This window comes from Streptomyces cirratus (assembly GCF_014650775.1).
Taxonomy (GTDB): domain Bacteria; phylum Actinomycetota; class Actinomycetes; order Streptomycetales; family Streptomycetaceae; genus Streptomyces; species Streptomyces cirratus.
Genome location: NZ_BMVP01000005.1, coordinates 253,360 through 279,321 on the forward strand (window position 1 = coordinate 253,360; position 25,962 = coordinate 279,321).

Sequence of the window (25,962 nt, forward strand, 5' to 3'; positions counted from 1 at the left end):
GGTGGCGGGCGGTGGGGACGGCGGCGGGTGGCGGGCGGTGGGGCGGTCCTGCGGAGCATGCGGGCGTCTGCGAGCGGTCCGCCAGGGCCAATTCCGCCAGTGTGGCCGGGCCCCCGGTCCTACTCCCGTCCGCTGGTCGCCGCGTAGTACTGGAGGTCCTGCACGTCCACCGTCCGGTCCACCGGGTAGGGCAGTTCCACCTCCGCCACCGCGCGGCCGTCCCGGACCACGCGGGCCGAACTCGTGCCCGGTTTCAGGGGCAGCAGCTCGCAGTGGAGGCCCGCGGGCGACTCGTACGCGCCCTGGACGGAGCCCACGGTCGTACGGACCGCCGCGGGCTCCGTGAGGAAGCTGAGCACCTCCACCGTGTCGCGCGGGGCGGCGCTGCCCTTGCGGGGCGCCATCACCAGCGACTGCCCGCCGGTGGGGCCGGCGGAGGCGAACTGGGTGCGCGCCGTGAGGTAGAGGGTGTCCCGCACGATCCGGGGCGGGCTGCCGGTCTTGAACCGGGTCAGGTAGTAGGAGGTCAGGTCCAGGTACGCGTACCCGTTGTGGAGGGAGGGCGCGAACTGGGTGCCCTCCGAGTAGTCGTTCCAGGTGGTCAGCTGCACCCAGTCGGCGCCGTCGTCGATGGCGTGCGTCCACGTCGAGCGGAGGGTGGCGGTATTGCCCGCCTCGTCGTAGACGCCCTGGTTGGGGCGGCTGTCCTGGACGGATACGGGCTGCATCCAGATCTTGCCCGCCTGGTGGGCCCGGTGCACCTCGGCGGTGGTGCCCTCCTGGCCGACGTAGCTGCGGGTGCCCCATTCGGAGAAACCGTGGCTGATCGGGGCGAACGCCGCGTGGTTCGCGTCGAAGTCGAGGAAGAGCGGGACGAGGGCGGTGCGGACGCCGTGGCGGGATTGCAGGGAGTCCATGACCCGCGACCACCAACCGGCGCTCTTGGCCTCCGCCTTGAAGGGCGACACCACGAGGCGCCCGTCACCGAGCCGGTGCGCGGCGGGGTGGGCGGCCAGGGCGGCGAGGGCGTCGGCGAGCACCGCCGGGTCGTCGGACGGCAGGGCGGTCATGTCGGGCATCAGCATGATCTTGAAGGCGGGGTCCACCGAGTGGGCCGCGGTCATCAGCAGCTCGGCCCGGTCCCAGTTGCTCCCGGACAGCGACAACAGGTCGAGGGTGAACCCGTCGACGCCCGCGTCGCGGGCGGTGCGCACCTCCTGCCGGAGGTTGGCGTACTCCCAGTCGCCGGACTTGGGCGGCACGGGCAGCGGGCGGTCGCGCAGCAGGCCGCCGTAGCGCTGGTGCTTTCCGTTCTCGCCCGCGGGGTTGAGGTAGTTGCGGGTGTAGTAGTCGGCCTCGGCGCTCGCGTTGTCGAGGGAGAGCGGGTACGGCGTGAAGTAGTGCGCGAACACCAGCTTCTTGCCCGCGGCACCGGAGCGCAGCGCGGCCGGCGCCGGCAGGTCGAAGGGCAGCGCCCCGGTCGGGCGGGGCGCGCCGGTGTCGACCTCGGCGCGCGGCATCGCCTTCTGCGGGGCTGCGCTGCTCGGGGCGCTGCTGTGGCTCGGAGTGGGGGCGGCGGCGGGGCCGCCGGGCGAGGGGCCGCCCGTGGCGGGCGCGGAACGTTCCTGGAGGGCCTCGGCGGTGAAGGGGTCCCAGGCGATACCGGTCGCGGCGCAGACGCCGACGAGCAGGAAGAGCGAGAGCAGGAGCACCAGGAGGGGTCTGCGCCCCCGGAAGCGGGGCCGGCGCCGGTGCGAGGAGGGCCGCGCCGTCCGCTGTGCCCGCCGGTCCGCGTTCATCCGCCGCCCCTCCCGGAATATGCCCCGTGCGCGGGGCTGCACAGCAGTAGAGCCGATTCCCGGCGCCCGGACAACCGTTCGCGGACGACCGGCCCGCCGCGCGTACGTCGCGGGGACCAGGGCCCCTACGCCGACCGCAGGGCCGCGCCTGCGGCGCGGGCCCGGACACGGGACCGCCCCGGCCGGGCACTGGGCCGGCCGGGGCGGAACGCGCGGAACGCGGGGGTGATCAGCCCAGGGTCGCGATCGCCTGGTTGAACGTGGCGGACGGGCGCATCACCGCGGCGGCCTTGGCCGGGTCGGGCTGGTAGTAGCCGCCGATCTCGGCCGGGGAGCCCTGGACGGCGATGAGCTCGCCGACGATCTTCTCCTCGGACTCGGCCAGCGTCTTGGCGAGCGGGTCGAAAGCCGCGGCCAGCTTCGGGTCGGCGGTCTGGCGCGACAGCTCCTGCGCCCAGTACAGGGCGAGGTAGAAGTGGCTGCCGCGGTTGTCGATGCCGCCCAGCTTGCGGCTCGGCGACTTGTCCTCGTTGAGGAAGGTGCCGGTCGCGCGGTCCAGGGTGTCGGCCAGCACCTGGGCGCGGGCGTTGCCGGTGGTGGTCGCCAGGTGCTCGAAGGAGACGGCCAGCGCCAGGAACTCGCCGAGCGAGTCCCAGCGCAGGTAGTTCTCCTTGACGAGCTGCTGCACGTGCTTGGGGGCGGAGCCGCCGGCGCCCGTCTCGAACAGGCCGCCGCCGTTCATCAGCGGGACGACCGACAGCATCTTGGCGCTGGTGCCCAGCTCCAGGATCGGGAAGAGGTCGGTCAGGTAGTCGCGCAGCACGTTGCCGGTCACCGAGATGGTGTCCTCGCCGCGGCGGATCCGCTCCAGGGAGTAGGCCGTGGCCTCGACCGGGGGGAGGATCTTGATGGTGAGACCGTCGGTGTCGTGCTCGGCGAGGTACGTCTTCACCTTGGCGATCAGCTGCGCGTCGTGCGCGCGGCTCTCGTCCAGCCAGAAGACGGCCGGGACGCCGGTGGCGCGGGCGCGGGTGACGGCGAGCTTGACCCAGTCCTGGATCGGCGCGTCCTTGGTCTGGCAGGCGCGGAAGATGTCGCCGGCGGCGACCTCCTGCTCCAGGACCACGTTGCCTTCGGCGTCGACGACGCGGACGGTGCCGGCGTCGGCGATCTCGAAGGTCTTGTCGTGGCTGCCGTACTCCTCGGCCTTCTGCGCCATGAGACCGACGTTCGGGACCGAGCCCATGGTGGAGGGGTCGAAGGCGCCGTGCGCGCGGCAGTCGTCGATGACGGCCTGGTAGACGCCGGCGTAGCTGCTGTCCGGCAGGACGGCGAGGGTGTCGGCCTCCTGGCCGTCCGGGCCCCACATGTGGCCGGAGGTGCGGATCATGGCCGGCATGGAGGCGTCGACGATGACGTCGGACGGGACGTGCAGGTTGGTGATGCCCTTGTCGGAGTCGACCATGGCGAGGGCCGGGCCGTGGGCCAGCTCGGCCTCGAAGGAGGCCTTGATCTCGTCGCCGAGGTCCGCGATGCCGTCGAGGCCCTTGAGGATCGCGCCGAGGCCGTCGTTCGGGGACAGGCCGGCGGCGGCGAGGGCGTCGCCGTAGCGGGCGAAGGTCTTCGGGAAGAAGGCACGGACCACGTGGCCGAAGACGATCGGGTCGGAGACCTTCATCATCGTGGCCTTGAGGTGGACGGAGAACAGGACGTCCTCGGCCTTGGCACGCTCGATCTGGTCGTTCAGGAAGGTGCGCAGCGCGTCGACGTGCATCACGGACGCGTCGACGACCTCACCGGCGAGGACCGGTACGGACTCGCGGAGCACGGTGGTCTTGCCGTCCGCGGAGACGTGCTCGATGCGGAGCGTGCCGGCCTCGGCCATGACGGCGGACTTCTCGGTGGAGCGGAAGTCGTTCTCGCCCATGGTGGCGACGTTGGTCTTGGACTCGGGGCTCCAGGCGCCCATGCGGTGCGGGTGGGCCTTGGCGTAGTTCTTGACCGAGGCGGGGGCGCGGCGGTCGGAGTTGCCCTCGCGCAGGACCGGGTTGACGGCGCTGCCCTTGACCTTGTCGTAGCGGGCGCGGATCTCGCGCTCCTCGTCGGTCTTCGGGTCGTCCGGGTAGTCCGGGAGCGCGTAGCCCTGGCCCTGGAGCTCGGCGACCGCGGCCTTGAGCTGCGGGATGGAGGCCGAGATGTTGGGCAGCTTGATGATGTTCGCCTCGGGCGTCTTCGCCAGATCGCCGAGCTCGGCGAGGGCATCGGCGATCCGCTGCCCCTCAGCCAGGTACTCGGGGAAGCCGGCGATGATCCGACCGGCCAGGGAGATGTCACGGGTCTCGACATTCACACCGGCCGTCGACGCGTACGCCTGGACCACAGGCAGGAACGAATACGTCGCGAGGGCCGGGGCCTCGTCAGTGTGCGTGTAGATGATGGTCGAGTCAGTCACCGGATGCTCCGCTCCACAGTCTGCGTCTCTCGTCTGCAACATTGCTCGACATCAAGATATCTCGTGATCGGGCCGGTCCGGACAGCCCCCCGGCCGCAAGGTCGCGAGAGACATGTCACCAGGCGCGCGAAAGCGCCGCCTCCGGTCGGTTCGTGACCGGAGGCGGCGCCGGGAGGGGACGGTGCGGATCAGGCGGCGACGACCTGCTTGGGGTCCTCCCCGTACTGGTTCGCGCCCCGGTTCCCTTCGGTGGCCATGAGGATGATCATCCAGATCCCCCCGATGAAGGGGATCAGGCTGATGAGGTACCACCAGCCCGACTTGCCGGTGTCGTGCAGCCGGCGGACGGAGACGCCCAGGCTGGGCAGGAAGACGGCGAGGGTGTAGATCCAGGTGATGACGGGGTAGCTGTCGAGCGCGAAGTCGATGACCATCAGGACGACGACGACCGGGATGTTCCACAGGACGAACATCCAGTACTCCTGCCGGCGGGCCCGGCCGTCGAAGTCGGCGTAGCGCTTGAGTACGTCCGTGTAGTAGTGCACGGGTCCCCCCAGGGAACGGATTCGGCCACTCCTCCCGCAGGAGCGGCCACAGGCCGGACTTATGCCCTCCTTATGGCGCTCTCAAGCCATTCGAGAGCCGGAAGCTACCCGGATTCCCTTACGGTGACGGGGAGTTGACGCTTCCGTGACCAAAGGCTGCGGTCCGCCGGACGGCGCGGTGGAAGTGACGGAACCCTTACGGCGGCGCGCGGCGGGGGCCGGCGGCGCGGCGGACTCCGTAGCGTCCGGTGCATGCGCGTACTCGTCACCGGAGGAGCCGGGTTCATCGGCTCGCACGTCGTCACCGCCCTGCGTCGGCGCGGGCACCACCCCGTGGTCCTGGATTCCCTGCTGCCGGCCGCCCATCCCGTCCCGCAGGAGGTGCCGGGCCCCGATTTCGTACGGGCCGACGTGCGGGACCGCGATGCCGTGCTGACGGCGCTGCGCGGGGTGGACGCCGTCTGCCACCAGGCCGCGATGGTCGGGCTCGGCAAGGACTTCGCCGACGCGCCCGCCTACGTGGGGGCCAACGACCTCGGCACGGCGGTCCTGCTCGCGGCGATGGCCGAAAGCGGCGTCCCCCGACTCGTGCTCGCGGGCTCGATGGTCGTCTACGGGGAGGGCCGCTACGAGTGCCCCCGCCACGGGGTCGTCCGGCCCGGGCCGCGCCGGGCCTCGGACCTGGCCGAGGGCCGGTTCGAGCCGCGCTGCCCCTCCTGCGGGGCGGAGCTCGCCCCGGGGCTGGTGGCCGAGGACGCCCCGGCCGACCCGCGGAACGTCTACGCGACCACGAAGCTGGCGCAGGAGCACCTGGCCGCCGCGTGGGCGCGGTGCGTGGACGGCCGGGCGGTGTCGCTGCGCTACCACAACGTGTACGGGCCGGGGATGCCGCGCGACACCCCGTACGCGGGGGTGGCCTCGTTCTTCCGGTCGGCGCTGGCCAGGGGCGAGGCGCCGCGCGTCTTCGAGGACGGGGCCCAGCGGCGCGACTTCGTCCACGTCGGGGACGTCGCGGCGGCCAACGTGGCGGCCCTGGAGGCGCTGGACTCCCCGGGCGCCCTCCCGCCCGGCGCCTGCACCGCGTACAACACGGGCAGCGGCGAGCCGCACACGGTCGGGGAGATGGCCTCGGCCCTCGCGGCCGCGCACGGCGGCCCGGCCCCGGTCGTGACGGGCGAGTTCCGCCTCGGCGACGTCCGGCACATCACGGCCGACTCCCGCCGCCTGCGCACGGACCTGGGCTGGCGCCCCGAGGTCTCCTTCGCGCAGGGCATGACGGAATTCGCCCACGCGACCCAGCGGGCGAGCCTGGTCTGACCCTCCCGCCCCCCACGGCACGTTCGCCCGACGGCGCGTGGCGGGCAGTGCGGCGCCGTGCGCGGCCGGGAGCCCGGGCGGTCCGAGGTCCGTCCGCACACCCGGTCCGGACGGCGCGGGTGCAGGGCCCCGAGCAAACGCGGAGGGCGGATGCCGGCCGGGGCGGGGCCGTGCCGTGAAGGATCAGGCGCCCCGTGCGGCCGGTGCGGCCGGTCCGAAATGCGTCCGCACACCGGGTCCGGACGGCGCGGGTGCAGGGTCCCGAACGAGCGTGGACGGCGGGTGCCGGGCAGGGCCGGGCGGCGCGGGGCGGGGGGTGCCGAGGGGTCAGGCCGTGAGGGGCAGGGTGACCTCGAAGCGGCAGCCGCCGGGGACGTTGTGGACCGTGGCGTGGCCGGCGTGGGCCTCGACGATGCCGCGGACGATGGCGAGGCCGAGACCGGCCCCCGCCGGGGGCGTACGGGCGGTCGTGCCGCGCCAGCCGGTGTCGAAGACCCGGGGCAGGTCCTCGGCCGCGATGCCCCCGCACCCGTCCGTGACGGACAGGACGACCGCCCCGTCCTGCCGCTGGGCGGCGATGGCGACGGTCCCGTCGGCCGGGGTGTGCCGGATCGCGTTGATCAGCAGGTTCGCCAGGACCCGGGTCATCTCCTTGCCGTCCACCTCCACCGGCACCCGCTCGACGGTGCCCCCGACCAGCCGTACCCCGTGCTCGCGCGCGAGCGGGTCCGCTCCCGACAGCGCGTCCCCGACCAGGTCGTACACCGACATCCGGCTCGGGGTCAGGCAGAGCGCGCCCGCGTGGATCCGGGACAGCTCGAACAGGTCCCCGACCATCGAGTTCAGCCGCTCCACCTCGGTGCGGATCTGCCGGTGGTAGCGGGCCGGGTCGGCGGCCATGCCGTCCTCCAGCGCCTCGGACATGGCCCGCAGCCCCGCCAGCGGGGTCCGCAGGTCGTGCGAGATCCAGGCCACCAGCTCGCGCCGCGAGGCCTCCAGCGCGCGCTCCCGCTCCCGGGACGCGGCCAGCTTCGCGCTGGTCGCCGCCAGCTCGCGGGACAGCGCGTCCAGCTCGGCGGTGGTCTGCCCGGGCGGGGCCGCGAAGCTGCCGCCGTCACCGAAGTCGCGTGCCGCGCGGGACAGTTCCCTGCTGCGGGCGACCACCCACCGCCCCAGCAGGAGCGCGGTCGCCAGGGAGACCACCGCCGCCATCGCCGCGACCAGGGTCACCACACCGAGGTCGTGCCGGGACAGGAACATGGCCTGGGCTACGGCGAGGGTGCCGGCCAGCATCGCGGTGACGGTGACGGCCGCGACGACCGTGAGCGAGACGGCGACCGAGCGGCGGCGCACCAGCCGCAGGACGCCCGCGCCGAGCACCCCGGCGCAGGCGGCACCGCCGAGGGCGAACAGTGCGATGAGCAGGGCGTCGGTCACGCCGTCTCCCCCGTCCCGGCGGAGCCCGGGTCGGCGGCGCCCGTGGGCTCCGGCGGTTCGGTGGCGCCCATGGGGTCGAAGCGGTAGCCGACTCCCCAGACGGTCTGGATCAGCCGCGGCCGGCCCGGGTCGGCCTCCACCTTCGCGCGCAGCCTCCGTACGTGCACGGTCACCGTCGACAGGTCCCCGAAGTCCCAGCCCCACACCTCGCGCATCAGCTCCTCCCTGCCGTGCGCCCGGCCGGGGTGCCGAAGGAAGTGCGCGAGCAGGTCGAACTCCCTCAGCGTCAAGGTGAGTTCCCGCCCGTCCTTGGTGGCGCGGTGGGTCGCGGGGTCGAGCGCTATCCCGGCGCCCGCGAGCACCCGCGGCGCGCCGACGGGCCCGGCGGCCCGGCTGCGCCGCAGGACGGACGTCACCCGCAGCACCAGCTCGCGCGGGCTGAACGGCTTGGTGACGTAGTCGTCCGCGCCCACCTCCAGGCCCGCGATCCGGTCGTCCTCGTCACCCCGGGCCGTCAGCATGATCACCGGTACGGGGCCGCTCTCGCGCAGCCTCCGGCACACCTCCAGCCCGTCCAGCCCCGGCAGCATCAGGTCAAGGACCACCAGGTCGGGCCGGAGCCGCCCGGCCCGGTCCAGGGCGGACGGTCCGTCACCGGCTTCCTCGACGGTGAAACCGGCGCGCCGCAGGTACTGGGCGACGACCTCGGAGACGGTCGGATCGTCGTCCACGACGAGGACCCGGGCGGGGGGCGCTTCCATGCTCATGCCGCCCAGCCTCCCATCCGGCGCCCCCGTTCGGGGACGCGCGCCGGTCCGGCCGGAGGAGACGTCCGCGTTCCGTAAGGAGTGGCAGGCCCGATCCGGGCCTGCGGCTTCCTACGGTGGACCCGTGACCATGACCGCGACCGTAGACGTCGTACTCCCCTGTCTGAACGAGGCCGAGGCCCTGCCCTGGGTGCTGGACCGCATCCCCGCCGGCTGGCGGGCCCTGGTCGTGGACAACGGCTCCACCGACGGCTCCGCCCAGATCGCCCGCGGGCTCGGCGCCACCGTGGTGCGCGAGGAGCGGCGCGGGTTCGGCGCCGCCTGCCACGCCGGGCTGCTCGCCGCCGAGGCGGACGTCGTCTGCTTCTGCGACTGCGACGCCTCCCTGGACCCGGGGCTGCTGACCGGGTTCGTGGCGGCGGTGGCGGCCGGCGAGGCCGATCTGGTGCTGGGCCGGCGCCGTCCGCAGGGCCGGGGTGCCTGGCCCGCGCACGCCCGGGCCGGGAACCTGGCGCTCGCGCGGATGCTGCGCCGCCGGACCGGGCTGGAGCTGCGCGACCTGGGCCCCATGCGGGCCGCGCGGCGCACCGGCCTGCTGGGGCTGGACCTGACCGACCGGCGCTCCGGGTACCCGCTGCAGATGGTGGTGCGGGCGGCGGACGCGGGGTGGCGGGTGCGGGAGGTGGACGTGCCGTACCTGCCGCGGTCCGGGAAGTCGAAGGTGACCGGCACCTGGCGGGGCACCTGGCAGGCCGTACGGGACATGAGCCGGGTGCTGGCGGAGCCCGCCGCCGGCCGTCCGGTGGCCGGGGGTGCCCGGTGAGCACGCTGATGGTGATCGCGAAGGAGCCGCTGCCGGGCCGGGTCAAGACCCGGCTGACGCCGCCGTTCAGCGCCGCCGAGGCGGCCGGGCTTGCGGAGGCCGCGCTGGCCGACACCCTGGACGCGGTGGCCCGGACCCCCGCCGAGCGGAGGGTGCTCGTACTGGAGGGGCGGCCCGGTCCGTGGCTGCCGCCCGGGTTCGAGGTGGTGCCGCAGGCGTCCGGTGGCCTGGACGAGCGGCTCGCCGCCGCCTTCGCCGGGTGCGCCGGGCCCGCGCTGCTGATCGGGATGGACACCCCGCAGGTCACGCCGGAGCTGCTGGCGGTCGACTGGTCGCAGCGCGACGCATGGTTCGGTCCGGCCGCGGACGGGGGGTTCTGGGCGCTCGGTCTGGCCGTGCCGGATCCGGCGTTGCTGCGGGGCGTGCCGATGTCCGTGTCCGTGACGGGCGCCGTCCAATACGAGCGGCTGCGTGCGGCCGGCCTGCGGATCGGGCGGCTGCCGGTGCTGCGGGACGTGGACACCGCCGAGGACGCCCGGCTGGTGGCGGCCGACGCCCCGGCGGGCGCGTTCGCGGTGGAGCTGGCTCGGCTCACCCAGGCGGCCCGCCGATGAGCGCGCGAGGGGCGGTAGCGGCCACGGCCTGGTCGGCGGACCCGTACACCGTCGCGCTGCGCAGCGGTCGCGGACCGTTGTTCCTGCGGCGCGGGGACGGCTGGTTGTTGCCGCTGGACGTGGAGCGCTGGTGCGAGGAGCCCGACGGGGCGGACCGGACGGTGCTGGACCGCTGCCGGGGAGCGGTCCTGGACATCGGCTGCGGTCCTGGCCGGCTGGTGTCGGCGCTGGCCGCCCGGGGGCACCGCGCGCTGGGGATCGACGTCAGCCCGGAGGCGGTGGCCCGTACGGCCCGCTCGGGCGGCACCGCACTGCACCGGTCGGTCTTCGACTCCCTCCCCGGGGAGGGGCGTTGGGACACGGCGCTGCTGATCGACGGGAACATCGGTATCGGCGGTGACCCGGCGGCGTTGCTGCGGCGGATGGCCGAGGTGCTGGCGCAGACGGGCGCGCTGGTCGTCGAGTGCGCGGAGGTGGATGTGGACGAACGCTGCGAGGTCCGCGTCGCGGACGGCCGGGGCGGCCTCGGCTCCCCGTTTGCCTGGGCCCGCGTCGGCCCCACGGCGCTGACCGCCCACGCGAAGGCCTCCGGCTGGACGCCGTCCGAGCGCTGGTCGGCGCGGGACCGGGTCTTCCTGGAACTCACCCGCGATCGCCCACCGCGCCGGATCCGGTGACCTGAGTCGGAGATCCGGTGGCGGTGGGCCCGGTCCGGATGCGGACCCGTGTGCGCCGCGACGGCATGCGCGCACGGGCAAGAGCGCATGCGCTGCGGGGCAAAGGGCGGGGCGGATGTCCGCGGATGCTGTTCGGACCACATCGTCCGGGCGTCGCCGCTCGCCTACCCACTTCGAGGGACCGTGCTCAAGAGGACTCGCTGCGCACTGCTGTCGATCACCGCCGCCACCGCGCTCATCGCGCCACTGGCCGGCGCCGCCTCCGCGACGACCGCGCCGGCCGCGCAGCCGGCGGGGGTGAGCCGGGCGCAGCTCCAGAACTGGCCCGTCATCGACTGGGACATCACCGACATCACCGCCGGCCGGGGTGAGCACGCCAATCGCTACTGGAACCTGATCGACGCCATCCACCGCAACAGCTACGGCGATTCGACCAACGCCGACAGCGGACTCGTCCAGCAGACCACCCGGAACACCAACCGCTTGATCCAGGTCCGCGTGCGGAACCAGGGGAGCGATCTCGTCTCCGTCTACCTGTGGGCGGACAATCTCTACGTCGCGGGGTTCTACTCGCCCGGCGCCAACCAGCACTGGGCCTTCCAGGACGGGCGCCAGCAGCAGTTCCAGCAGGACCTGGGCGTGTCCGTGCGTTTCATGCCGCGCAACGGCAGCTACCTCAGTCTGGGCGGCGGAAGCACGCGCGAGAACATGTACCTCGGTTCCACCAACATCTTCAACGCGCTCCGGGACCTGCACAACGTCTCGCAATGGGACGAGACCCGCGTCGACCGGGGCATGCTGATGGCCATCACGATCCTCTCGGAAGCCGCCCGGTTCGGACCGATCTTCAACCGCGTCTACGGGAACATCAACGGTTTCACCAACTGGCAGCTGAGCCGGGACTACGCCGAGATGGAGAACCAGTGGGGCGCGCTCTCCAGGGCCGCGCACAGCTGGCGCCAGGGCCGGCCGGCTTCGGTGCGACTGATCGGGAACAACGTCACGAGCTTCGACAGGCTGAGGACGGTCGTCGGTTTCGTGGAGCTCCACGGCTCGGAAGCGCTGCTGTAGCTCATCCGCCGACGGTGGTCAGGCCGGGAGCCGGTGGGTGTAGCGGGTGCCCGGCCGGCCGTCGACGAAGGTTTCACCGACGGCCACGAAACCGTTGCGGGTGAGGACGGTCATGGAGGCGGGGTTGTCGAGGGTGGTGACGGCGGTGAGTTCGCGCAGTCCGTACGGGGCCACGGCCAGTCGGCGGACCCCGGCGACCGCCGCCGTCGCCAGGCCGCGGCCGGCCGCGTCCTCGCCGATCCGGTAGCCGAGTTCGGCGCTGCCCTCCCGGACGTCCACGAGGTTGATCCGTCCGGCCAGTTCGCCTTCGGCGTCGAACACCAGGTGGAAGTGGCAGACACCCGCCTCCTGTTCGGCGAGCAGCGCCCGGTGCCGGGCCGGGAAGCCGGCGAAATACGCGTCGCCCCGGTCGGGCACCGAGCGCGCGAAGTACGCCCGGTTCTCCCGCTCGAAGGCCAGCAGGGCGTCCGCGTGATCGGCCCTGAGCCGCTCCAGCCTCACCATGACCCCAGCGTATGCGCTTACGCGTCCCGTCGGCGGCGGCCGCGCGAGCGCACCGCGCGGACCGCCGCGAGGAGCCCGGCCGCCACCGCCACCGCCCCCAGGACCAGCAGCAGGTTCCTCCCGTACGGGAGCGGCAGCGCCGACGGGTTGGCGGCGCCACCCGGCCGCAGGAGCAGCGGCAGCGTGACCAGCAGCACCGCGCCGCCGGTCAGCAGCGTCCCGCGCAGCAGCCCCCGCGCGGGCAGCGCCGCCGTCAGCAGGCCGGCACCCAGCACCAGCGGGGCGATGACCGCGTCGTGCAGGACGAGCGCCCCGCCCAGCCAGACGAGTACGTCGAGGGGGTCGGGCAGTACGGCGACCAGCCGGGCCCCGACGGCGGCCAGCAGCAGCCCGAGGGCGCCCAGGGTGTACCGGTAGACCGTCACAGCACCTCCAGGCGGGTGACCCACTTGGTCTGGAGCACGCCCGGCCGGTTGGGGGCGATGATCCGCGCCGGGTACCCGTGGTCCGGGGAGAGCACCTGCCCGCCGAGTTCCAGCGCCAGCAGGGTCAGCGGGTCCTCGGTGTGCTCCCGGCCCATCTCCGTCACCCGGTACGCGCCGGACGTCTCCATCGAGGTGACCCGCAGCCCGGCGCCGGGTGGGGCGCCGGCCCGGGCGAGGAGGTCCCTGATCCGGACCCCGCTCCAGCGGGCGTCCACGCTCCATCCCTCCACGCAGGCCATGGGCAGCCGGGCGGAGGCCCCTGGCAGCGCCCGCAGTTGATCGAGTGTCAGGCGGTACGGGTCCGGGCCGATCACCTCGAGCCGCCAGTGCGACAGTGCCCCGGCGGTGATTCCGGCGGCCGCGGCCGTCCGGTTCACCGGCAGTCCCATCGGCCCCGCGTCGGGGTGCCTGGGCGCGAGCAGGTCGAGCCGTTTGAGCGGGGTGAAGGCCTGCCCGGCCGTGGTGAGGGTGACGGTACCGACGGCGGCGCCGACGCCGAGGAGCAGCGCGCGCCGGTCCGGGCCGTCCTGCGCCGGGAGTGCGAGCGTCCCGGCTGAACGCCGGCCCCAATGCGCCCTGATCTCAGGGGCTTTGACGGCGATGTGCAGGAGAATCGAACCGGCGGCGACCCAGGCCAGCGCGAAGTGCGTCTGGACGAACCCGAAGGGCCACGGGTACCACTGCACGATGTTGAGCAGGCCGGTGAACACCTCCAGGACCGCGGACGCCACCAGGGCGGCGACCGACAGCCGTTCCAGTGCGTGCCGCACGCCGCGCACCGGCGGCCAGACGAACAGGGCCGGGTACACCGTCCACAGCTTGACCGGCAGCAGCACGAGCGCCGCGAGCCCGGTCGCGATGTGCAGGCCCTGGCTGAGCCGGTAGCCCCAGACCGGCCGGGAAGGCAGGGCGTCCGCGGCCCAGGGCGGCGGGTGCTGGAGGTAGTGGCTGAGCAGTCCGGTGACGAAGCAGACGGCGAAAGCCGCGCCGAGCCACCGCCCGACGGCGGTGGCGGTTCGGGCGTCGTGCAACCGGCCGGAGAAGGAAGGCGGCCGGACGGAAGCGAGCAGGGGCCGCCACCGGCTGCGCGGGGTGTGGGAAGTCATGCCGTCCATCACACCGCCGCCGGGCCCCGCGCGGGCCGTTGGACACCTTACGGAACGCGGACGTCGGGCAGGTCACGCGCCGGTCCGGGGGTCCACGCTGGGAGGCTGGCGCAATGAACGAGCCCCGTCGCCGCCCGCCCGACCACCCCCGCCCCCGCCTCTGGACCGCCGTCACCGCCTTGCTGCTCGCGGCCCTGACCGCCGTCCTCGTGCCGGCCGTCCGCGACGCGGGGTACTTCGCCGACCCGGCGGGGCTCATCCCCTGGTACGCCGCCGCCTGGGCGCTGTTCGCCGCGGCGGTGTGGTCGCTGCGCCGGGTCCCGCAGCGGCGCGTCGTGCCGCTGGTGCTGGCGGGCGCGCTGGCCGTGGCGGCGGTGGGGCTGACCGGGCCGCCGCTGACCAGCACCGATTCCTTCCGGTACGCCTGGGACGGCCGGGTCCAGGCCGCCGGGATCTCCCCGTACGACCACGCCCCCGCGGATCCCGCCCTGCGGGGGCTGCGCGACGGCTGGCTGTTCCCGCGCGGCCGCGCGGCCTGCGCCGGGCCGGACAGGGCCGCCGTCGAGCCGGGAGTGTGCACCCGCATCAACCGGCCGGCCGTGCACACGATCTACCCGCCGGTGGCGGAGGGGTACTTCGCCCTCGTGCACGTCCTGTCGCCGCCCGGGGTGCGCCACAAGGCGCTCCAGGCCGGCGGCGCGCTGACGGCGCTCGGCGTCACGGGGGCGCTGCTGCTCGTCCGGCGGCGCGCGGGCGCGGATCCCCGGGCGGCGGCGTACTGGGCGTGGTGTCCGGCGGTCGCGGTGGAGGCGGTGAACGACGCCCACGTCGACGGCCTGGCGGTGCTGCTGTCGGTGGCCGCGCTGGGGGTGGTGGTGCGCCGACGGGCGGCGGGCGGGGCGCTGTTCGGGCTGGCGGTCGCCGCGAAGCTGCTGCCGGCCGTACTGCTGCCGGGAGCGCTGGCGGGCGTACGGCGGTGGCGGGACGCGGCGGCGGTGCTGCTCCCGGCGGCCGCGGTGGTGGGGCTGGTGTACCTGCCGTACGCCCTCGTGTCCCGCTCGTCCGTCTTCGGGTACCTCGGCGGCTACGCCGAGGAGGAGGGGTACCAGGACCCGGCCGCGGGAGGCCGGTACGCGCTGCTGCGGCTGGTGCTCCCGGCGTCGTGGGCGGTGCCGGCCGTGGCGGTGGGGATGGTGGCGGTGGTGGCGTACGTCTGGTGGCGCGGTGATCCGCTGCGGCCCTGGAGCGGGGCCCTGACGGTGACGGGTACCGCGTTCCTGCTGATGACGCCGGGGTACTCCTGGTACGCGTTGCTGCTGGTCTCGCTGGTGGCGCTGGACGGCCGCGCCGAGTGGCTGGGGGTCGCGGTGGCGGGCGCCGTGGCGTACGTGGCCCCGCGCCTGCTGGGCGGTGTGACGGTGCAGGTGCTGTACGGGCTGGCGGCCGGGGCGGTGCTGGCGGGGTGGGCGGCCCGGGCGGGGAGGGGTGTCCGGTCCGGGCCGCCGCGCGTGGCTCAGCCGATGTGGAAGGAGTCCCCGTAGACCTTCCAGTCGAGCGGGGTGTTGAGGTTGAGGTTGCCCTTCTTGAGGAAGACCCGCTGGGCGGTGTCGACGCGGCTGGTGTCGCTGTGCGCCTCCTCCTGCTTCATCGCCCAGACCCGGGCGTCGAGGAAGGCGTTCAGCCAGGTGGTCTCGTTGCCGCCCTGGGCCGGGGGCTTGGCCTTGCTCAGGGCGCGCTTGCGGATGTTGCGGAAGCTGGTGGAGTCGGTGCCGTCGCCGTGCATGACGATGGCGTCGTAGTACATGAACTGGCCGAGGGTGCCGACCCCGTCGGACTTGCCCTGCTTGACGGCGGGGTCGAAGTAGACCCGGTCGCGCTCGTGGTCCTGGGCCTTCTTGAACTCGCTGTCCTGGGCGGCCTTCGCCCAGTCCTTGGTGAAGTTCGGGTCCAGGCCCTGGTGCGAGTCGGTCCCGTCGACCTTGCGCAGTGCCGGGAGGTACTTGGCGAGTACGTTGCCGGGCTTGACCTGCGTGTAGTACTCGACGAGGTCGAGCATGTCGCCGGTGCCGGAGCAGAAGCCGATGATGCCGGCGGTGTAGCCGCGGCCGTCGCCTATGTCTTCGATGTACTTGTACTGGGCCTTCCAGTCCAGCGACGAGTTCTCCGCGCTGGAGACGATCTGCATGGCGATGTCCTTCTTCGCCGGGTCGTCGAGTCCGGTCGCCTTGGCGGCCGTTGCCGCGGCGGCCGGGGCGGCCGGGGCCGCGGTGGCGTGCGCGGCGACGGGGACGGCGAGCAGGGCGGCGCCCAGGAGGGCTCCGACGGCGACGGTCTTGCTCTTGCGGTGGGGGGCGAACACAAGGCCTCCATACGGGGGTTGAGGCGTCCGATTCCGTTAGGAAACTTTCCTACCAGATAACGGGGGCCGCGAAAACCCCCGTTGTCATTTCCGGAGCAATCCAATCCGCGGCCGGCTCCGGCTCCGAATGCTTGGCGACGACCCGAGTACCGAGCCCACCGCGGAGGACGACCGCCATGACCTGTACGCGAAACGGCCGCCCCGGCCGGCGAAGGAGGCCGGCGTGCGGCAGCAACCGGTGACCTTCGGCACGCCCCGGGAACCCTCCGGCCCCGACCTCCCCGCCCTGATGGGCCTGATCGCCCGTGGCGACCAGGACGCCTTCGCGGAGCTCTACGAGGTGATCGCCGGCCCCGTGCACGGGATCGTCGTCAGGGTCCTGCGCGACCGCGCGCAGTCCGAGGAGGTCACCCAGGAGGTGCTGATCGAGGTCTGGCGCCAGGCTCCGCGCTACCGTCCCGACAAGGGCAGCGTCATGACCTGGGTGATGACCATCGCCCACCGCCGGGCGGTGGACCGGGTCCGCTCGGCGCAGGCGGCGACGGCCCGCGAGCAGGACAACGCCGCGCGGGAGCACACGCGCGCCTACGACGAGGTGAGCGAGCGGGTGGAGATCCGGCTGGAGAGCGAGCAGGTACGGCGCTGCGTGCGCGGGCTGACCGAACTCCAGCGGCAGGCCGTCCATCTGGCGTACTACGGCGGACTCACCTACCGCGAGGTCGCCGAGACCCTGAGCACGCCGCTCCCCACGGTCAAGACACGGCTGCGCGACGGGCTCATCCGGTTGCGGGACTGCATGGGGGTCACCGCATGAGCGGCGGCGCCGACCAGTTGCACGCGCTGTCCGGCGCCTACGCCCTGGACGCACTGGACCCCGCGGAACGGGAGGCGTTCGTGCGCCACCTGCCCTCCTGCCCGCTGTGTACGCAGGAGGTACGGGAGTTCACCGCCACGGCGGCCCGGCTGGGCTCGGCGGTCGCCCTGGCGCCGCCGCCCGCGATGCGCGCCGAGGTGCTGGCCCGCATCGACACCGTGCGCCAGCAGCCCCCGGCCCGGCGGGGCATCGTGGCCCTGCGCAGACGGGCGCTCCCGCTGGCCCTCGCGGCGTGCCTGGCCACGACGCTGGCGCTGGGCGGCGCGGCGCTGTGGCAACGGGAGCAGGCCCTTGAGGCGGCCCGCGCCGTGCACGACCTGCGGGAGCTGACCGGGGTGCTCACCGCCCCCGACGCCCGTACGGTGACCGGCCGGTCGGCGTCCGGCGCGAGGGCGGCCGTGGTGGTCAGCGCGGCGCGGGACCGGGCGGCGTTCCTGGGCTCCGGGCTGCCGTCCGCCCCGGCGGGCCAGACGTACCAGCTGTGGTTCGCGGACGGCGGGGTGATGCGCCCGGCCGGTCTCGTCGCGGGCGACGGCAGCACCCTCATGAGCGGCCCCGTGGGCCGGGCCACGGCGGTCGGCCTCACCCTGGAGCCGGCGGGCGGCTCGGCCCGGCCGACGTCGCAGCCGCTGGTGCTGCTGGGCCTGGCCGCCGCCCCGGGCCGCTGACCGGCGCCCCGCGCGCGCCTTCCCGGGCGGCCGGGGCGCGGCTCAGAGCCAGCCGTTGCGCCGGAAGCCGCGGTGGATGACGTAGCAGGCGAGCGCCATGACGACGAGGACGGCCGGATAGCCGTACGTCCAGTGCAGCTCGGGCATGTGGTCGAAGTTCATGCCGTAGACGCCGCAGACCATGGTCGGTACGGCGACGATCGCCGCCCAGGCCGTGATCTTGCGCATGTCCTCGTTCTGGGCGACGGTCACCTGCGCGAGGTGGGCCTGGAGGATCGAGTCGAGGAGGGAGTCGTAGGAGTTGATCTGCTCGGTGGCGCGGGTGAGGTGGTCGGCCACGTCGCGGAAGTAGGCGCGGACGTCGGGCGGGATGACCGGTATCGGCTGGGTGGCGAGGAGCTGGAGCGGCCGGCCCAGCGGCGCCACCGCCCGGCGCAGTTCGAGCAGTTCGCGCTTGAGCTGGTAGATCCGGCCGGCGTCGCCGCGGGCGCCGTTCTCGCTGAACACGGCCGTCTCGACGGCGTCCATGTCGCTCTGTACGGCGTCCGTGACGGCCACGTAGTCGTCCACGACGTGGTCGGCCATCGCGTGCAGGACGGCGGCCGGACCCTTGGCGAGTTGCTCCGGTGCGGCTTCGAGTGCCTCGCGGACGGGCCCGAGGGTGCCCTGCCCGCCGTGCCGGATGGTGATGACGAAGTCCTCGCCGGTGAACGCCATCAGCTCACCGGTCTCGACGACCTCGCTGGTCGCGGTCAGTTCCTCGTGCTCGACGTAGCGGACCGTCTTGAACACGGCGAAGAGGGTGTCGTCGTAGCGCTCCACCTTGGGTCGCTGGTGTGCGTTGACGGCGTCCTCGACCGCGAGGGGGTGCAGCCCGAACAGGGCGGCCAGCCCGGCCAGTTCCTCTACGGACGGCTCGTGCAGGCCGATCCAGACGAAGGCGTCGCCGGCCTTGCGGACCCAGCGCAGCGCCTCCTCGGCGTCGGCACAGCCGTCCTGGCGGACTCCGTCGCGGTAGACCACGCAGTTGACGACCGCGCTGCCGAGCGGGGAACGGGCCGGGTGGCTGAGGTCGACGGCCCGGCGGTAGCCGCGGCGCACGACCTGGCGCAGGCTGCTGAACATGGACAACGGGTACTTCCCTTCGGCGGATCAGCGGCCAGTCTGCCACCGCCGCCCCACACGCCCCACGGCGCACCTCGGGGCCGCAGTCCGGGCCGTCGGGCGCGCTGCCGGGCCGCCCTCGCGTCAGCCGGTCCCGGCCGCATAGCCGGTCCGGGCCGGATAGCCGGTCCGGGCCACGTCAGGCGCGGTCGATGAAGACGCTGGTCGACTTGACGCGGGCGACGGCCCGCGCGCCGACCTCGAGGCCGAGCTCCTCCACCGCTTCCCGCGTCAGCAGGGACACCACGCGGTGCGGCCCGGCCTGGATCTCGACCTGCGCGTCCACGATGCCGAGCTTCACGGCGGTGACGATCCCCGGGAAGGCGTTGCGCGCCGAGGTGTACGGGACCTCGTCGCCCTCGGCCCCCTCCCGCGCCAGCTCCACGCAGAAGGCCGCCAGGTCGGGCCCGTCGACCATCCGCCGGAGCCCGTCCCGCCGGGTCGGGAACCGTTCGGCGTCGGCCCATCGGCGTGCCGTGTCGACGCTCACACCGAGCAGCCGGGCCGCCTGGCCGATCGTGTAGGAGTCCATGGGGCCACCCTATGGGGTCAGGTGATGCGCCCGTCCGCAGGCAGGAGCGCCTCGGCCGCCGCCCGGGCGATCACCGTCGCGACGGCCGCGAGCGCGGGCGAGTCCAGCTTCCACTGCTGCCAGTACAGCGGCACGTCCAGCGGCCGTCGCGGTGCCAGCAGGACCAGCTCCCCCGCCGCCAGCAGGGGCTCGGCCTGCGGCTGCGGCACCATCCCCCAGCCGAGCCCGGCCGCCACCGCGTCTCGGAACCCCTCCGAGGTCGGCACGTGGTGCCGGACCGCGCCGGCCGGGGCCTCCTGCGCGCCCGCGAGCGACCGCAGGAATCTGTCCTGCAGTTCGTCCCGGCGGTCGAACACGATCGCCGGCGCCCCGCGCAGCCGGTCGGCCAGGGAGCGGGGCCCGGCCAGGTGGCGGGCCACGAAAGCGGGGCTCGCCACCGGCAGGTACCGCGCAAGGCCCAGCGCCCGAACCGTGCAGCCCGCAACCGGGTCGGGCGAGGAGGTCACCGCCGCCATCACCTGCCCCTCCCGCAGCAGGGCCGTCGTGTGCCCTTCGTCCTCGCGGTGCAGCTCGAAGCAGACCGGCGGGTCCTGCGGCACCCGCGTCAGGGCCGGCAGGAACCAGGTGGCCAGCGAGTCGGCGTTGACCGCCACCGGCAGCCGCACCGGACCCCGCCCGTCGGCCATGCCCATGCCCAGCTCGGACCGGGCGTCGCGCTCCAGCCGGGCCAGCTGGCGCGCGAAGCGCACCACCACCTGCCCGGACTCCGTGGCCCGTACGGGCTTGGTCCGCATCAGCAGTACCCGGCCCGTGCGCTGCTCCAGCGCCTTGACGCGCTGGCTGACGGCGGAGGGCGTCACGTGCAAGGCGGCCGCCGCCGCGTCGAAGGTGCCCTCGTCCACGACCGCGAGCAGCGTCCGTACCTGTTCCAGAGGAAGCTCGTCCATCACGAGCGCTAATGCTACGTAAAAATCTTTAGCTGTACTGCATAGGCGGCGCGCCCTACGGTCGGACACATGACACACGGCATCACCACAGCGGCCCTGGCGGGCTTCGGCACCGGCCTTTCCCTCATCGTCGCCATCGGCGCACAGAACGCCTTCGTGCTGCGCCAGGGCGCGCGCCGGCACGCCGTCCTCCCGGTCGTGGCCATCTGCGCCGTGTCCGACCTGGTCCTCATCGTCCTCGGCGTCGCGGGCGTCGGCGCCTTCGTCAACGCCTGGCCCGCCGCGCTCACCGTCGTCGGCTTCGCCGGCGGCGCCTTCCTGATCTGCTACGGGGTCCTCGCGGCCCGCCGGGTGCTGCGGCCCGTCCCGGGCGCCGCCCTCAGCACGGAAGGCGCCGCGGCCGGTTCCGCCCGCCGGGCCGTGCTGACCTGCCTGGCCATGACCTGGCTGAACCCGCACGTGTACCTGGACACCGTCCTGCTGCTGGGTTCCCTCGCCGCCGACCGCGGCGACCTGCGGTGGGCCTTCGGCATCGGCGCCGCGCTGGCCAGCCTGACGTGGTTCACCACCCTGGGCTACGGCGCCCGCCTGCTGAGCGGGTTCCTGGCCCGTCCCGCGGCCTGGCGGGCCCTGGACGGGCTCGTCGCGGCCACGATGGTGACGATGGGCGGCATGCTGCTGGCCCGCGCCTGACCGCCACGCGGGGGGCAGGGCGACCACAATGGTCCTCCCCCGACCGAGGAGACCGAGTGCCGGACCGCGATCGCCCCTCCCCCGATGGCGGGGCGCAGGCGTACCACGCCGCCGCCCGGCCCGCCCCGCCCGCCCCGCTCGTCGTCGCGACCGGGATCGTCATGGACACCCGCGGGCGGGTCCTCGTACTGACCACCGCCCATGGACCCACGCTGCCCGGCGGCGCCGTGACGGACGCGGAGACACCGGAAGAGGGCCTGGCGCGCCTGATGCGCGAGGAACTCGGCCTGACCGTGCCGACCGGCCGGCTGCTCGCCGTCGACTCCTGCCCGCCCGGCGCACCGGGGCGGTCCCTCGTCGTGCACGTCCACCTCGTCGGGCCGCTCGCTCCCGGCCCGGCCGCCTCGGCCGCCTCCGTCTCCTCCGTCTCCGTGGTCTCCGCGGTCTCCGGGGTCGCCTCCACGGACGGCGGGATCACCGGGGCGCACTGGCTGACGCCCGAGGAAGCCGGCGAACGCCTCCCGGACCCTGCCGCCCAGCGGCTGCGCGCCGGCCTGGCCGCCCTCCACGCCGGTTCCTTCGCGCACTTGGTGGACGGGGTCGCCCAACCCGGATCACCCGCCGGCATCGACCCCGCCCGCCGGGCCGAACTGGAGCACGCGGGCGCCTTCGACGCCGCCGGTCACCGCGCGGCGCGCCCGAAAGCCGTCACCGCGGCGAGCGTTCTGTTCACCGACCGGGACGGCGGGATCCTGCTGGTGAGCCCGGCCTACGGCAAGCCGGGCCGCTGGATCCTCCCCGGCGGCGGGGTCGACAGCGACCTCGGGGAGACCCCGAGGGCCGCCGCCGCCCGCGAGGTGCGGGAGGAGACCGGCCTGTCCCGCTCCCCCGGGCGGCTGCTCGCCGTCAACTGGGCACACCGGGAAGGGCGTCCGGCGCGGATCCGGTTCCTCTACGACGGCGGCGTGCTCGGCCCGGCCGAACTCGGCGCGATCCGCCTGCCGTCGAGCGAGCTGCTGGGCTGGCGCACCGCGTCCCCGGGCGAGTTGCGTGCCCTGGTCAAGCCCCTTCTGCGCCGCCAGATCGAGGCGTGCCTGACGGCCCTGGCGGAGGGCACCGGCCCCCTGGAACTGCACGCGGGGCGCCCGTACGAAGGAACATGAGAGGCCATGAAGAACCCTTGACCGAACGTTGACCCCTACCCTGGTGAGCCCCGTCGGAGCGCCAACTACGTTCCGGTCCATGTCTCTACGACCCCCACCCCTCCCCGTCCTCCCGTACCGCAAGCCGACCCGCGGCCGCGACTACTGGATACTCGACGACGTCCTGCCGGACCCGGACGCCGTCCGGCAGCGCTGCCTGGCCAGGGACGACTGGACGGAGGGCTACCCCCACAAGCCGGAAACCTGGCCGGGGCTGCGCACGATGCCCGCGCTGGAGCCGGCCGAACTGGCCCACGTAGAACGCCTGGTGCGCAAGGCGACCGGCGCTCCGAAGATCTGGGCGGAAAAACCCGCGGGGGGCGGCACGTTCAACCACAACTGCGTCCAGGTCGTCGGCGCGGGCGAGTGCGAGCCGCGCCCCCACACGGACTCCCGCACCCTGTGCCGTTACGCGGCCGTGCTCTACCTCAACCCGCTGGTCCCCAAGGACTACGGCACGAGCTTCTACCGCCAGCAGCTGGCGGGCGGCAGCCTCGGCGGCAACCAGGTGGCGGCGCCGCACAACAACCTCGTGGACGCCCTCGGCACCCGCTTCGTGTCCCCCGACTCCTTCGTCGAGGACGTCCGCGTCCCCCACAAGGCCAACCGCCTCCTGCTCTACTCGGCCAACCTGATCCACACGGCCACCGGATACTGCGGCACCACCCTGGAGGAGAAGCGCATGACGGCGGTCTTCTTCTGGATGGCCTGACCCCTCGCCCGGAGCCGCGGCGGTATCGTCGGGCGCGGAGGTCGGGAGTGTGAACGCGAGCCGGAATGGGCGGGCGGTGGGTGCCTGGGCGCATCTGCTGCTCGTCGTCGTGCTCGCGCTCGGGGTCTTCGTGATGCACACGGTCGGCCACCCCGACAGCCCGTCCGCCCATCCCCCCGCCCACGCGCCGACCGCGATGGTGCACGCCGCTCCGGACGGCGCGGCCCGGACGGCGCCTCACGCCCCGGGCATGAAGACGGACATGCCCTCCCTCTGCGTGGCCGTGCTGGGCGCCGTGGTGCTCCTCGTGCTGCTGGGCGTTGCCCTGCGCCGCAGTACGGGGCGGCCGGCGCGGCCGGGCGCGGGTGCGATGCCCCGTCCGGTCCCCCGCCCGCCGCCACGGGCACCCGACCTCGCCCTCCTGTCGGTCCTGCGCATATAGGCCGAACGCCGCCGCGGGCTGCTCCACGCTGCCCGCGGGACCCCGTTCGTCCACCATCCGCAAGATCAGACACCACGAGGTTCCACCATGAACGGCACCACCCTCCGCCGTATCTCCCTGTCCGTCACCGCGACCGCCGCCGGGCTGCTCCTCGCCGCCTGCGGGGGTGGTGGCGCCGCCCCGACCACCTCCCGGCCGGCGTTCGGCGCGGCGGACGTCACGTTCGCGCAGCAAATGATCCCCCACCACCAGCAGGCCGTGGACATGGCCGCGCTGGCCGACGGCCGGGCCGCGGATCCCGAGGTCAAGACGCTCGCGGCAGCGATCCGCTCGGCGCAGGACCCCGAGATCCGCACCATGAAGTCCTGGCTCGCCGCCTGGGGGAAGCCGGAATCGGGCGGCGCCATGCCCGGCATGAACCACGGCTCGGGCGCGCACGAGGGATCCGGCATGTCCGGGATGATGTCCGACCAGGACATGCAGGACCTGGACGCCGCCAAGGGCAATGGCTTCGACAAGAAGTTCGCCCGCCTGATGATCGCCCACCACAACGGGGCAATCGAGATGGCCCGCGCCGAACAGAAGGACGGCCGGAACCCCACGGCGAAGAGGCTGGCCGACGAGGTCGTCAAGAACCAGTCGGCGGAGGTCGAGCAGCTGAACAAGATCCTCGCCCGCCTCTGACCCTCCCCCCGTCCGGCCACCTCCCCAGAGGCGGCCGGACGGCCCCACGCCCGAGCGGGTGGGGCCGAACTAGCTCCAGGGGGCCGGGCCGGTCGAGGCGGACCAGGCGTGGAGGGCCTGGCGGTCGAAGCAGAGGATGCCGCACTGTTCGGCGTACTCGGCGGCGGGGGTCGTGAAGTCGCTCGTGGTCACGACCGCGGCCACCTCCGCCTCGTGGACGGCGTAGCAGGTGCCGCCGAAGCGCTGCAGGTCCTGAGACCCGACCTTGTTGGTGGCGCAGTAGCGCTTGCACTGGATGACGACGCGCCGCCCGTCGGGCGCGGTGGCGACGATGTCGGCGCCCAGGTCCCCCGCGCCCCCGACGACCCGCACGTCCCGGCAGCCGTCGCGTTCGCACAACTCGGCGACCGCCCCCTCGAACGCGTCTGCGTCGAGCGCGTCGTAGTCCACCCATTCGGCAGCCGCCGCGGGCGCGACCGGCACCGGCTCCGGCTCCGCCGCCGCGATCTCCGCCGTCGCGCATTCCAGCGCCCGCGCCGCGCGCCGCGCCGTGCGGCGCAGGCGGACCCGGCGCCCCGCGCGGGCGCAGCTCCACGCCGCCGGGGCGCAGGCCGCTACCGCGAGGGCGGCCGCGACCGGGTGCGCGGCGGCGGCCCCGGCCAGGATCCGCACGGCGAAGGCGGCGCCGCACAGCAGCAGGGCGACGGCGGCGAACCACAACGCGGTTGCGCGCAGACTGAAGCGCGGTCTGCGCCCGGCCGCCGCCACCCCCATCGGCCCGGGTATCTGCTCGGTCGGAATGGTCATCGGCGCATCGCCCCCCTGTCTGTGCAAGATCGTTGCTGGCGTCTGCCCCGGGCGAGCGGCGTTGAAGCGGCTGAAGCGGCCGGTCGAAGAATCTGGATGGACGGTGTTTACGTCCCCGGATCGGGGCCATACGCCTTGATGTCGGTGGGCCGGCGCTTCGAGCGGTGTGGCGGCCTATCGGGATCGGCGCCCGCACACGGCACCCCCTCCCCCCGGGTCCGTGTGCGGGCCCCCATACCCCGGCAGCACCGGCAGCACCGAATACCGGCAGCGCCCGTACCGGCACGATCCGCGGCCGTACCTCCCCGCCCGACGGGCCGGTGCGGCCGTTTCCGCTGCCCGCACGAACCCGAAGACGCACGCATGAACCGACCGTACGGGGAAGGTTGAGGGATGTGGCAGACAGAGTGGAACGTCGGGAGCCCCGCGGAGCGAGGTCCGGGCCGGTGAGCGCCACGGTGGCGGACGAAGGGGTGCGCGCCGTCTCCCGTGGCGGCACCGCACGCGAATTCATGGCGCGCAGCGGACTGGTGACCCGGGGCGTGCTCTACGTACTGACCGGGCTGCTGGCCGTGCGCGTCGGCCTCGGCACGAGCGGCGGGCGGGAAGCGGACCGGCAGGGTGCCTTGCAGGAGCTGGCCGGGAAGCCGCTGGGCCCCTTCCTCGTCTGGGCCGTCGGCATCGGCCTGGTCTGCATGATGCTGTGGCGGCTGTCCGAGGCGGTCTTCGGCGCCGCCGGTCCCAAGGGCGACGCGGCCACGAAGCGGTTGGCCTCGGCGGCACGCGCCGTGTTCTACGCCGTCGGCGCCTACTCCGTCCTGTCCTTCGCGGCCGGCTCGGGCGGCACCCGGTCCAGCGACGAGCAGTCGCAGGACGTGACCGCGAAGGTCCTCGGATGGCCCGGCGGCCAGTGGCTGGTCGGTGCGGTCGGCGCGGCCCTGGTCATCGGTGGTGTCGTCATCGCCGTCCGGGCGGTTCAGCGCAAGTTCCGCAAGCACATGAACCTGGGCGGCCTCTCCCCGCAGGGGCGCCGGGCCGTCGAGGTGCTCGGCGTGGCCGGCGGCGTGGCACGCGGTACGGTCTTCGCCGCGGCGGGCGGTTTCGCCGTGCACGCCGCCGTGCGCTACGACCCAGCGAAGGCGAAGGGCCTGGACGACACCTTGCGCACGCTGACGCAGACCCCGGCCGGGCCGTGGCTGCTGGTGGCCGTGGCCATCGGGCTGATGCTCTTCGGGGTGTTCTCCTGGGCGATGGCCCGGTGGCGGGAGGTCTGACCGCGAG

The 25,962-nt window shown here is 74.0% G+C and carries 27 protein-coding genes; 14 read left to right on the forward strand and 13 right to left on the reverse strand.

Annotated elements, in window-relative coordinates; genetic code table 11:
* Window positions 1-119: 119 nt before the first annotated feature.
* The 3 genes from IE207_RS16460 to IE207_RS16470 all read right to left on the reverse strand — a co-directional run bounded on the left by IE207_RS16460 (window position 120) and on the right by IE207_RS16470 (window position 4,796).
* Window positions 120-1,799: a glycoside hydrolase family 71 protein gene (locus IE207_RS16460; RefSeq protein ID WP_190184953.1), complete on the reverse strand. Its 1,680-nt coding sequence runs from the start codon at window positions 1,797-1,799 to the stop codon at window positions 120-122.
* A gap of 229 nt (window positions 1,800-2,028) precedes the next feature.
* Window positions 2,029-4,251 (reverse strand): NADP-dependent isocitrate dehydrogenase, encoded by a 2,223-nt coding sequence (locus IE207_RS16465; RefSeq protein ID WP_190184954.1) that lies wholly within the window; start codon window positions 4,249-4,251, stop codon window positions 2,029-2,031.
* Window positions 4,252-4,439: 188 nt separating this feature from the next.
* Window positions 4,440-4,796, reverse strand: a complete 357-nt coding sequence (locus IE207_RS16470; RefSeq protein ID WP_190184955.1) for a DUF805 domain-containing protein — start codon at window positions 4,794-4,796, stop codon at window positions 4,440-4,442.
* Window positions 4,797-5,048: 252 nt separating this feature from the next.
* Here IE207_RS16470 and IE207_RS16475 point away from each other — a divergent pair, with 252 nt between their 5' ends.
* Window positions 5,049-6,113, forward strand: a complete 1,065-nt coding sequence (locus IE207_RS16475; protein WP_190184956.1) for an NAD-dependent epimerase/dehydratase family protein — start codon at window positions 5,049-5,051, stop codon at window positions 6,111-6,113.
* 327 nt (window positions 6,114-6,440) lie between these two features.
* Here the strand turns inward: IE207_RS16475 and IE207_RS16480 are convergent, their stop codons facing one another.
* Window positions 6,441-7,550: a sensor histidine kinase gene (locus IE207_RS16480; protein WP_190184957.1), complete on the reverse strand. Its 1,110-nt coding sequence runs from the start codon at window positions 7,548-7,550 to the stop codon at window positions 6,441-6,443.
* Window positions 7,547-8,317, reverse strand: a complete 771-nt coding sequence (locus tag IE207_RS16485; protein WP_190184958.1) for a response regulator transcription factor — start codon at window positions 8,315-8,317, stop codon at window positions 7,547-7,549. The genes IE207_RS16480 and IE207_RS16485 overlap by 4 nt, the downstream gene beginning before the upstream one ends.
* 130 nt (window positions 8,318-8,447) lie before the next feature.
* On the opposite strand from IE207_RS16485, the gene IE207_RS16490 reads away from it, so the two are divergent.
* The 4 genes from IE207_RS16490 (at window position 8,448) to IE207_RS16505 (ending at window position 11,502) form a co-directional block, all read left to right on the forward strand.
* A complete protein-coding gene (locus IE207_RS16490; protein ID WP_190185123.1) occupies window positions 8,448-9,140 on the forward strand; it encodes a glycosyltransferase family 2 protein in 693 nt (230 codons plus the stop codon).
* The gene (locus tag IE207_RS16495; RefSeq protein WP_190184959.1) at window positions 9,137-9,754 is read left to right on the forward strand and encodes a TIGR04282 family arsenosugar biosynthesis glycosyltransferase; all 618 of its coding nucleotides are present in this window, start codon (window positions 9,137-9,139) and stop codon (window positions 9,752-9,754) included. The genes IE207_RS16490 and IE207_RS16495 overlap by 4 nt, the downstream gene beginning before the upstream one ends.
* A complete protein-coding gene (locus IE207_RS16500; protein WP_190184960.1) occupies window positions 9,751-10,431 on the forward strand; it encodes a class I SAM-dependent methyltransferase in 681 nt (226 codons plus the stop codon). The genes IE207_RS16495 and IE207_RS16500 overlap by 4 nt, the downstream gene beginning before the upstream one ends.
* Window positions 10,432-10,614: 183 nt before the next feature.
* Window positions 10,615-11,502, forward strand: a complete 888-nt coding sequence (locus tag IE207_RS16505; RefSeq protein WP_190184961.1) for a ribosome-inactivating family protein — start codon at window positions 10,615-10,617, stop codon at window positions 11,500-11,502.
* An 18-nt stretch (window positions 11,503-11,520) separates the two neighbouring features.
* Here IE207_RS16505 and IE207_RS16510 read toward each other — a convergent pair whose 3' ends face one another.
* Genes IE207_RS16510 through IE207_RS16520 form a run of 3 tightly spaced genes read right to left on the reverse strand, consistent with a single transcriptional unit; the run spans window position 11,521 to window position 13,597 of the window.
* Window positions 11,521-12,006 (reverse strand): GNAT family N-acetyltransferase, encoded by a 486-nt coding sequence (locus IE207_RS16510; RefSeq protein WP_190184962.1) that lies wholly within the window; start codon window positions 12,004-12,006, stop codon window positions 11,521-11,523.
* A gap of 17 nt (window positions 12,007-12,023) precedes the next feature.
* A complete protein-coding gene (locus IE207_RS16515; RefSeq protein WP_190184963.1) occupies window positions 12,024-12,431 on the reverse strand; it encodes a hypothetical protein in 408 nt (135 codons plus the stop codon).
* Window positions 12,428-13,597 (reverse strand): molybdopterin-dependent oxidoreductase, encoded by a 1,170-nt coding sequence (locus IE207_RS16520; protein ID WP_190184964.1) that lies wholly within the window; start codon window positions 13,595-13,597, stop codon window positions 12,428-12,430. The genes IE207_RS16515 and IE207_RS16520 overlap by 4 nt, the downstream gene beginning before the upstream one ends.
* A 113-nt stretch (window positions 13,598-13,710) precedes the next feature.
* On the opposite strand from IE207_RS16520, the gene IE207_RS16525 reads away from it, so the two are divergent.
* Window positions 13,711-15,138, forward strand: a complete 1,428-nt coding sequence (locus tag IE207_RS16525; protein ID WP_190184965.1) for a glycosyltransferase 87 family protein — start codon at window positions 13,711-13,713, stop codon at window positions 15,136-15,138.
* On the opposite strand, the gene IE207_RS16530 is transcribed toward IE207_RS16525, so the two are convergent.
* Window positions 15,111-15,956, reverse strand: a complete 846-nt coding sequence (locus IE207_RS16530; protein ID WP_190184966.1) for a chitosanase — start codon at window positions 15,954-15,956, stop codon at window positions 15,111-15,113. The genes IE207_RS16525 and IE207_RS16530 overlap by 28 nt on opposite strands.
* A gap of 289 nt (window positions 15,957-16,245) precedes the next feature.
* On the opposite strand from IE207_RS16530, the gene sigK reads away from it, so the two are divergent.
* Window positions 16,246-16,770: an ECF RNA polymerase sigma factor SigK gene (gene sigK, locus IE207_RS16535; RefSeq protein ID WP_229873786.1), complete on the forward strand. Its 525-nt coding sequence runs from the start codon at window positions 16,246-16,248 to the stop codon at window positions 16,768-16,770.
* Window positions 16,767-17,498 (forward strand): anti-sigma factor, encoded by a 732-nt coding sequence (locus tag IE207_RS16540; protein ID WP_190184968.1) that lies wholly within the window; start codon window positions 16,767-16,769, stop codon window positions 17,496-17,498. Before sigK ends, IE207_RS16540 begins: the two co-directional genes overlap by 4 nt.
* A 42-nt stretch (window positions 17,499-17,540) precedes the next feature.
* On the opposite strand, the gene corA is transcribed toward IE207_RS16540, so the two are convergent.
* The 3 genes from corA to IE207_RS16555 all read right to left on the reverse strand — a co-directional run bounded on the left by corA (window position 17,541) and on the right by IE207_RS16555 (window position 20,141).
* Window positions 17,541-18,623: a magnesium/cobalt transporter CorA gene (gene corA / locus IE207_RS16545; protein ID WP_190184969.1), complete on the reverse strand. Its 1,083-nt coding sequence runs from the start codon at window positions 18,621-18,623 to the stop codon at window positions 17,541-17,543.
* Between the two features lie 178 nt (window positions 18,624-18,801).
* A complete protein-coding gene (locus IE207_RS16550) occupies window positions 18,802-19,194 on the reverse strand; it encodes a TOBE domain-containing protein (protein WP_190184970.1) in 393 nt (130 codons plus the stop codon).
* A gap of 17 nt (window positions 19,195-19,211) precedes the next feature.
* Window positions 19,212-20,141, reverse strand: coding sequence for a LysR family transcriptional regulator ArgP (locus tag IE207_RS16555; protein WP_190184971.1), 930 nt, complete (start codon window positions 20,139-20,141; stop codon window positions 19,212-19,214).
* Between the two features lie 69 nt (window positions 20,142-20,210).
* On the opposite strand from IE207_RS16555, the gene IE207_RS16560 reads away from it, so the two are divergent.
* The 5 genes from IE207_RS16560 to IE207_RS16580 all read left to right on the forward strand — a co-directional run bounded on the left by IE207_RS16560 (window position 20,211) and on the right by IE207_RS16580 (window position 23,874).
* The gene (locus IE207_RS16560; protein WP_190184972.1) at window positions 20,211-20,834 is read left to right on the forward strand and encodes a LysE/ArgO family amino acid transporter; all 624 of its coding nucleotides are present in this window, start codon (window positions 20,211-20,213) and stop codon (window positions 20,832-20,834) included.
* Window positions 20,835-20,890: 56 nt separating this feature from the next.
* A complete protein-coding gene (locus IE207_RS16565; RefSeq protein WP_190184973.1) occupies window positions 20,891-21,997 on the forward strand; it encodes an NUDIX hydrolase in 1,107 nt (368 codons plus the stop codon).
* A gap of 79 nt (window positions 21,998-22,076) precedes the next feature.
* Window positions 22,077-22,748 carry a DUF6445 family protein gene (locus IE207_RS16570; protein WP_190184974.1) on the forward strand — a complete coding sequence of 224 codons (672 nt, stop codon included), beginning with the start codon at window positions 22,077-22,079 and terminating at the stop codon, window positions 22,746-22,748.
* 76 nt (window positions 22,749-22,824) lie between these two features.
* Window positions 22,825-23,190, forward strand: a complete 366-nt coding sequence (locus IE207_RS16575; protein ID WP_229873773.1) for a DUF6153 family protein — start codon at window positions 22,825-22,827, stop codon at window positions 23,188-23,190.
* A gap of 87 nt (window positions 23,191-23,277) precedes the next feature.
* Window positions 23,278-23,874: a DUF305 domain-containing protein gene (locus tag IE207_RS16580; RefSeq protein WP_190184976.1), complete on the forward strand. Its 597-nt coding sequence runs from the start codon at window positions 23,278-23,280 to the stop codon at window positions 23,872-23,874.
* Between the two features lie 69 nt (window positions 23,875-23,943).
* Here the strand turns inward: IE207_RS16580 and IE207_RS16585 are convergent, their stop codons facing one another.
* The gene (locus tag IE207_RS16585) at window positions 23,944-24,681 is read right to left on the reverse strand and encodes a restriction endonuclease (RefSeq protein ID WP_190184977.1); all 738 of its coding nucleotides are present in this window, start codon (window positions 24,679-24,681) and stop codon (window positions 23,944-23,946) included.
* A 512-nt stretch (window positions 24,682-25,193) separates the two neighbouring features.
* Between IE207_RS16585 and IE207_RS16590 the strand changes: the two genes are divergently transcribed.
* Window positions 25,194-25,955, forward strand: coding sequence for a DUF1206 domain-containing protein (locus tag IE207_RS16590; RefSeq protein ID WP_190185124.1), 762 nt, complete (start codon window positions 25,194-25,196; stop codon window positions 25,953-25,955).
* The last annotated feature ends 7 nt before the right edge of the window (window positions 25,956-25,962 follow it).